Below are 7874 nucleotides of genomic sequence, written 5' to 3'. Positions count from 1 at the left end.
GTGGCCTCGCGCGGTCCTTTCCTTGCCTCCACGCCGCCGGATTGCTAGAAAGCTTCCATGGAACAAGCCCCGCCGCCGCCGCCCGCTGAATCGCCTGAACCGAACAAAAAGAAGGGCCTCCATCCCATGGCCTGGGTGGGCATCGGCTGTGGTGGCCTGCTGGTCATCGCCGTGATCGGGATCTCGCTGGTGGTCGGGTTCTTCAAGCGCAAGGTCAATGAGTTCCAGGAGGAGTTCGCCAACAACCCCGAGAAGGCCGCCGCGGAGATGATCGTCGGCATGAACCCCGACCTCGAGATGGTCATCGACGACGAGACGGCGGGCGAGATGACCGTCCGCGTGAAGTCGAGCGGCGAGGAGATCACGGTCAGCTACGCCGACATCGCCGAGGGTCGCTTCACCGTCACCGACGGCAGCGGCACGACCACCAGCATCGGGGCGGTGGACGAGTCGAAGATCCCCGCCTGGGTGCCGCGCTACCCGAACATCGCGGACCAGAAGAGCGTGTTTCATCAGGACAAGCCGGACGGGGTGGAAGGCGTGTGGATGTTCTCGACCCACGACACCACCGAGCAGATCGAGGCCTTCTTCGATGCGGAGACCTCCTGGTCCACCAGCAGCGGCGGCAGCTCGATGAGCATCAACGGTGCCCAGCAGCAGGAACTCGACTACAGCGGCGACGGCAGGGTGCTCAAGATCATCGCCGCTTCCAGCGGTGGCGGAGGGCCCACGCAGGTCACCCTGAACTACAAGGAGACCACTCCGTGAGCCGATGAGGGGACTCTGGGCCATCCTCCTGCCGACCTTCGCCCTCGGCTTCGGCGTGGCCTGGTGGCTCAAGCCCGAACCGGAGCGGGTCGAGACCGAGGCGGACCGGCCCAAGGTCGTGCCGCGGGCTCCGGGCGCGGAGTCCGGGCTGCAGGAGGTGGTCATCACTCCGCAGACCAAGCTGGACGGACTGGCGGAGCTCTGGTTCGAGAACTCACTCGACGAGGGGCTCGCGGCGATCGCCCCGGAGGCGATCCCCGAACTTCTCGCCGCGCTGGAGGAACGGGTCGGCTACTACGGGCTGAGCGATGGGGACGAGAAGGTCTTCGAGAAACTGGTCCTGCGATGGTACGATGCGGACCCGAAGGCCGCGCTCTTGTGGGTGCTGGCGCTCCCCGCGGAGGATGATCGCCGGATGCTGATCGCGAGCCTGATCGAGCGGGAGGCGGAGCGCGACTTCGCGAGCGCCTACAAGCTAGCGGTCGAGTATGGAAACGAGGCGGACGGCTTCCTCCGGATGGCCGACACCTTGTTCCGCAGGGCGGCGGAAATCGGGGCCCGGGAGGTGATCGACGTGAGCCTGCTCAGCCGCACCTCCGCTACGACCACCTACGGCCATGATCTCGAGTATCCCCCGGGTTTCGATTTTCGGGCGGCCCTCGACGGACTTGCCGACGCCCAAGCCGCGTTGGACGAGGGGGAGTGCCTGAGTTCGGTGCCTGCGAATCTCCTCGTCGAGTGGGCAAAGCGCGACCCGGGCGCGGCCTATGCCTGGCTGCAAACCGATCGCGTGACACCATTTGGCGACGACTTTTCCTCCTTCATTCGAGGATATGGACAGGCTGCGAAGCCAAAGGACCTGGGTGCCTTCGCCGCCCAGGTCTTCACGAGCTCACCGTCCGCCGCCGTGGGCTACCAGAAAGTCTTCCAGATCCTCGGCGAGGCCCCCTCGCTGGAGGTGGTCGAGGGATTTCTCGGGGCAAGTGGCGATCCGGCCCAGCGGGTGCAACATCTGGCCGGCTTGTTCAAGCAGGCCGAGTCGGGCCACGGATCGCTCGACGAGGGGGCCCGCGAACTGGTGCTGAGGGCGACGCCACCCGAGCTTCGGCTTCAATGGCTGGCAGCCTCGAGCATGTCGGTGGAAGCCCGGATCACGCTTGTTCCACTGCTGCGCAGCCTCGGTCACAGCGACGGGGAGATCGCAGTGATGACCGGTGCCACGGGCCGCTGATTGGCAACTTTTGCGTAACGTTTCCACCATTCCGGCGCTCTTCTTCCAGCGGGGAGGCGTGCCCGTTCCGCAAGGAAAAGCGTCCATGAGATGATCGGCAGGAAGTCAGGCGATGGGAGCCAGCAGTTGCAGGAGTTCGTCAGCGAACTCACGGCGAATCAGGGCCGCATCCGTGCGTTCCTGGTCAGTCTCATGCCCGGAAGCCCGGATGTCGGCGACGTGCTTCAGGAAACCAACATCGTGCTGTGGAAGAGCCGCACCCGCTACCAGCCCGGAACGAATTTCCTCGCCTGGGCCTTCACCATCGCGCGGCTGGAAGTCCTCCATCATCGGACCCGGGCGAAGCGTCAGCGGATCGTGTTTCTCTCGGACGAAGTGCTGGAGTTGATGGCGGAGGAGGTGCCGGATGATGTCGACCACGAGGCCTACCTGCGCGCGCTCGAGGGCTGCAAGGCGAAGCTTTCCGACACGCAGCGCGAGCTGATAGACCTGCGCTACCGTCCCGGCTTCACGCTGGAAGCCCATGCCCGCGAAACCGGCAGGAAGCCCTCCACCCTGCGGGTTGCGCTGATGCGCATCCGCGATTCGCTGCGCGAGTGCGTCGAGAACAAGATGAAGGAGCATCCCGCATGACCGAAGGACGTCCAGACGATCTCAAGGACCGGATGCTGGCGCTGCTCGATGGCGAGCTGGATGCCGGGGGCATCCGTCGACTTGATGCGGATCTCAAAGCCAGCCGCGAGGCTCGTGACTTGTTTCGTCAGCTTGCCACGCTCCACAGCGTGCTGGAGGAACAGGGTGAGGCCAGGACCCAGATCGGTCGGACCCTGATCCCCATGGAGCGCCTGCTCGCCGATCAGCGTCGCGCGATGGTCCGGAATTCCCTCGTCGCCGCCGCAGCGGTGGTGCTGCTCTCGGCGCTGGTGCTGTGGGTCAAGATGATCCCGCAGGCTCCGGTCACCCTGGGCGAGTTCCGTGCGGCCTCCGGGGCGCTCTTCTCCGTCGCCCATGCCGACGAGGATGAAGCCACATCGGGCAATGAATTGCGGGAGGGCTCGCGGCTGCTGCTGAGCCAGGGCACCATCGAGGTGAATCTTGTTTCAGGCGTACGGTGCGTGGTGCAAGGCCCGGCGAATCTCAAGCTGCTCGCCGGCAATCGGGTCGGGATTCCGGAGGGAAGCGCCTGGTTCGAGGTGCCACCCCCGGCGGTGGGCTTCACGGTCGAAACGCCGCAGCTCACCGCCGTGGACCTCGGCACCCGCTTCGGCGTGCTGGCGCGACCGGATCAGGGAGACCAGGTCCACGTCATCGAGGGTTCGGTGTCGGTGAAGGCCGCCGGGCCGGACAAGGCGAAGGAAGCCCTGGTGCTGGCGACGGGCGATGCCTGCGAGGTCCTGGCGGGCGGGGGCTTCGGCAAGATCGAACTGAATCCGGGAGCATTCGTGACCGCGTTGCCCGATGCGATCACCTTCGTCGATGCGGATGTCGACTGGCCCAACGGCAACACCGTCCTCGATGGCCCCGGCAGCTTTGGAGAAACGACCTCGGAGATGCCCAACAGCTTCGATGGGAGATGGAGCGTGCGCACCCGCGCCGGAGTCTCCGGCGGCAGCGTGCTCACCTCCGCCGTGGGTGAGAAATCGGAGCCGCGCCTCCGCACGAGCTTCGGTCTGCCGAAGTCGGGCCGGTATGCCATCTACGGCTACTTCTGGAACAACCGATGGGGCCAGGGCTCGTGGGATGTGGCATTCCAGCTCGGTTCCGGCAGGGCCATGACCGTTTACACCAAGGACAACGCGGTCAATCTCGCCTCGTTCCCGCAGGCGTTCACCGGCCCGGTCCCGACCGATGACGGCACCGGCCAGAATCTGTTCCAAGCGGAGCTGGGTGTCTGGAACACCTCGACCGATGGCAACGTGGTGACGGTCTATATCGACGACCCGGTCGTCGGTGCCGGAGTGCTCGATGAGCGGACCTGGTACGATGGCGTCGGCTTCCGCCGGCTCCCGGATGAGTGAGGCGGCCCGATCGTCCCATGCACGGACTCAGGACTCGGAGTCCAAGGTCCCGCGAAATGACCGAACGAAGCCGGCACCCGGCACCCCGAGAGTAACCTGTTTCTGATGGACCTGTCCCGCCCATGACCGCTCACCTGTCTGCCGCCTTGTTCGGAATGCTTGCCGGTGCCGCAGGCGGTGCTTTGACGCCAACCTCACCCCAACTCCGTTTCGACCCGGGAACCCGGGTGGAGTGGTCGACCCTGACGGGGCACGGCTACCAACTCCAATCGGCAGAAACTCCGGAAGGCCCGTGGATCGATCTCGGGCCGTCGATCGCCGGAGACGGCCAGAGCCGTTCCTTCTTCGATCCCGGCCCCTTGCACCGCCGCAGCTACCGGATCGTCGAAGAGGTTCCGGCAACCCCGGCCGCACCTCCTTTTCCCGGCAATGGAGGCTTCGAGTCGGGCACGGGCACCGTGGCGGACCAGTGGTCCACGGCGGGCAACACACCACCGGCCCGCAGCGCCGAGGCCGCCCGCAGCGGCAGCTTCGGCATCCGCTCCCGGCTCGTCAACGTCGGTGCCCAGCCTCGCGAGGGTCAGCTTGTCCAGAGCGTCAACGACGCCGGGGGCGCGATCGTCCCGGGGCAGGCCTACGAGTTCTCGTTCTGGGCCCGGCAGGTCAGCTCGGGGCCGTCCTACCTCCAGCAGTACGAGATGCAGTGGCTCGATTCGGCCGGTGCGGTCGTCGGAACCACCGGACTCAAGTCCTTCGGTGCCACCATCGGCGAGTGGACGGAAATCATCGAGACCGGCCTGACCGCGCCGGCCTCCGCCGCCGGGGCGTCCGTGCGGTTCCGCTTCGTCACCGGGGCCGTCGAGGGCGGCCACGGCGAGGTCCTGATCGACGATGTGGCCCTGTCCGGCGGGAATGGCGAGGGTGAGCCGGGCGAAACGAGACACCATCCGCTCGACGGCCGGCCGACCGCGAGGATCAGTTGGCCGACCACGCCATCGGTTCTCTATCAGCCCGAGACAACGACCAACCTCGACGACTGGACGCCACTTTCCCCGCCCGTGCTCGGCGACGGCGGCATCCATGAGATGCTCATTCCGGCTGTGGAGGACACGGCCTTCTACCGCGTCGCCTACCCGGATCCGCCGGCTCCGCCCCCCGTGACCGGGATCGTGCCGCTCCACGGCCCCGCGACCCTGCTCGAGCCGCCGACCACGGTCACGACCCCCGAGGCGCTCATCACCCACATCGCCGATCGTGCCCGCGACCGCCACGCTCGCGAGGACATGTTCCAGGCCTACGACCACTACCTTTCCTGGTACTGGGAAGACCGTACCATCGCCGTCGAGATCGTCGACCGCGTCGCTCAGGGCGGAAGTGGCGTGACCTTCAACTACACGACCCTCACCCCGCTCGGCTCCCCTGACTTCCGTGCCTTCTTCCGCGGCATCAATACCGTGGCCGAGTATTACACGAACGTGGGTGCCGACCTGGTCGGCCCGAACCAGTACTCGGTGACCCTCAACAACCGCCAACCGGGCGGTGCCCCGCTCGCCATCGGCGACCGGATCGAGATCGAGATCAGCCAGTTCCTCGAGGCCCCGGCCAACGGGCGCAAGAACTACTACGGCACCACGATGCTCTACATCGTCGGCCGGGGTATCGTCCCCTGGGAGGGAATCACGCTACCGGGCGGCCCGCCCCTCGATTCCTATCCGCTTCCGGAGGAAACCTGGCTCGGCGGACTCACCAGCCTGCCCTACCCGTATTCGGACGAGCCCGACAACCGCTTCAAGCAGATGGCCGGCAACATCTCGCCGACCAACGCCCAGCCCTTCCTGCTGGGCCGCCGCCTTCACCACACCGACTTCCGCGACGGCTCCCACTCGGAGTCCGGCAATCCCGACTTCACCGTCCACGCCGACAAGCTCGGCCCGGCCTTCATCTCGCGGAGCTGCGTGGAATGCCACGTCAACAACGGTCGCGCCCTGCCGCCTGCCATCGGCCAGCCGATGCTGCGCTCGGTGGTGAAGACCGCCGCCGATGCCGCCGGCACACCCCACCCCGTGCTCGGGCACATTCTGCAGCCGCAGACGACCTTCGGCGATGTCGAGGGCAGCGCGACCCTCGCCGAGTGGATCGAAAGCACCGGCCAGTATGGCGATGGTTCCGCCTACTCCTTGCGTCGACCGGTTTACGCCTTCGACGGCACCGCCCCATACCATTTCTCGGTCCGGCTTGCGCCGCCGCTGGTCGGCATGGGCCTGCTCGAAGCGATCGACGAGCAGTCCATCGTCGCCCTCGCCGATCCCGAGGACTCCAACGGCGACGGCATCTCGGGCCGCTGGCGCACGGTCACCGATCTGGAGACCGGCGACACCCGGCTCGGCCGCTTCACCGCCAAGGGCGGCCAGGCAAGCCTGCGGCATCAGATCGCCTCGGCCCTCAACACCGACATGGGGGTCACCACCGCGGTCTTCCCGATCCTCGACGGTGAAACCGAAGCCGGACCGGTGGAACTCGGCGATCCCGAGCTGGACCGGCTCACCCGCTACATCGCGCTGCTCGGCGTACCCTCCCAGCGGAACTACGCCGACCCGCAGGTTGTGCGCGGAAAGCAGCTGTTCACCGCCGCCAACTGCATCGCCTGCCACACGCCTCAACACACGACCAGCCCCCATCACCCGATGGCCGAGCTGCGCATCCAGACCATCCGGCCCTACACCGACCTGCTGCTCCACGACATGGGTCCCGGCCTGGCCGACAACCTCGGCGAGGAGGAGGCCGGCGGTGCCGAGTGGCGTACGCCGCCGCTGTGGGGCATCGGCCTGACCGCCGGCGTCAGCGGCGGCGAGGCTTATCTCCACGACGGCCGCGCCCGCACCCTCGAGGAGGCCATCCTCTGGCACGGCGGCGAGGGGGAGGCTTCGAAGGAAGCCTTCCGGACCATGCCTGCCGCCGACCGCGCCGCGCTGATCGCCTTCCTCCGCTCGCTGTAGTCTGAATGCAGGCCGTCCCTCGACGGGCTCTCTCCGTGGATCCCCGGCACCACCCGGTCTGGAAAGCCGAAAAGACTTTGTAACGAATCCGGGAATCGGTGCTTCCCTACATGAAGACACCACTTCTACACCATGAAATTTAGCCCCACCTCCCTACGCCAAGGTCTCGTTGTCGCCGGTTTGTTCTGCGGAAATGCCGCGTCGGCCGCGACGATCATCTCGCAGACTGCCAATGGCGCCAGCGCCTCTTCCGGGAGCGGAAACTACGGACAATCCTTTGAGGTGGATAGCACCCTTCCCGATAACCTGCTCAGCAGTTTCTCCCTCACAAAAGGAGGAAGCGGAGGTGGTACCACGACCGGCTATATCGATGTTTACACCATCGGAACTGCCGTTTTCGACGATCTCAATTTTGGGACAGGTGTCGAGACGGGGAATCTCAATTTTCTTGGTTCATCGACAAACTCCATCGACACCGCTTCTGCCGCAAGCGGCGACTCGCTGACGTGGAATTTCGCCAGTATTGCGCTACCAACTGACGAGGCCATATTTTTGGTGTTTTCAGACACGTCCGGGGCTGGGTCGTTCGTCGGAACTTCGGTCAGGGTTGAGGGTTCGGTAGCAAACCAAGTTTTCACCAACACCAACGCGTCGGAATCGCACACGCTGGCCTTCGCGGGCGATGTCCAAACGGCCTTTGGTAGTGAGGTAGACAACACGTATTCCGTCACGCTCGTTCCCGAACCCTCTGCTGCGGGCTTTTCCGCAGCCGCTCTGGTCGGACTGCTGCTTCGCCGTCGGCGTTCCTGACGGGCGTCTCCGTTCGTGATGGTGTCTTTCCCAAGATTGTTCGGAGCGCTT

Annotated in this window: 6 protein-coding genes; all 6 read left to right on the top strand. The window is 65.9% G+C overall.

The window, feature by feature from the left end; translation table 11 throughout:
- Window positions 1-126: 126 nt before the first annotated feature.
- Window positions 127-768, top strand: a complete 642-nt coding sequence (locus ACG2LG_RS13325) for a hypothetical protein (protein ID WP_396259733.1) — start codon at window positions 127-129, stop codon at window positions 766-768.
- 4 nt (window positions 769-772) lie between these two features.
- A complete protein-coding gene (locus ACG2LG_RS13320; protein ID WP_396259731.1) occupies window positions 773-1999 on the top strand; it encodes a hypothetical protein in 1227 nt (408 codons plus the stop codon).
- Window positions 2000-2089: 90 nt separating this feature from the next.
- Window positions 2090-2632 carry a sigma-70 family RNA polymerase sigma factor gene (locus ACG2LG_RS13315; protein WP_396259730.1) on the top strand — a complete coding sequence of 181 codons (543 nt, stop codon included), beginning with the start codon at window positions 2090-2092 and terminating at the stop codon, window positions 2630-2632.
- Window positions 2629-4017, top strand: a complete 1389-nt coding sequence (locus ACG2LG_RS13310; RefSeq protein ID WP_396259728.1) for a FecR domain-containing protein — start codon at window positions 2629-2631, stop codon at window positions 4015-4017. The genes ACG2LG_RS13315 and ACG2LG_RS13310 overlap by 4 nt, the downstream gene beginning before the upstream one ends.
- A gap of 122 nt (window positions 4018-4139) precedes the next feature.
- A complete protein-coding gene (locus ACG2LG_RS13305; RefSeq protein ID WP_396259727.1) occupies window positions 4140-7013 on the top strand; it encodes a di-heme oxidoredictase family protein in 2874 nt (957 codons plus the stop codon).
- Between the two features lie 132 nt (window positions 7014-7145).
- Window positions 7146-7823 carry a hypothetical protein gene (locus ACG2LG_RS13300; protein WP_396259726.1) on the top strand — a complete coding sequence of 226 codons (678 nt, stop codon included), beginning with the start codon at window positions 7146-7148 and terminating at the stop codon, window positions 7821-7823.
- The last annotated feature ends 51 nt before the right edge of the window (window positions 7824-7874 follow it).

Origin of the sequence: Haloferula sp. A504 (assembly GCF_044385805.1) — a bacterium.
Lineage (GTDB): Bacteria > Verrucomicrobiota > Verrucomicrobiia > Verrucomicrobiales > Akkermansiaceae > Haloferula.
The sequence above is the reverse complement of the archived record's forward strand: the minus strand, read 5'-3'. Positions and strand labels throughout refer to the sequence as shown.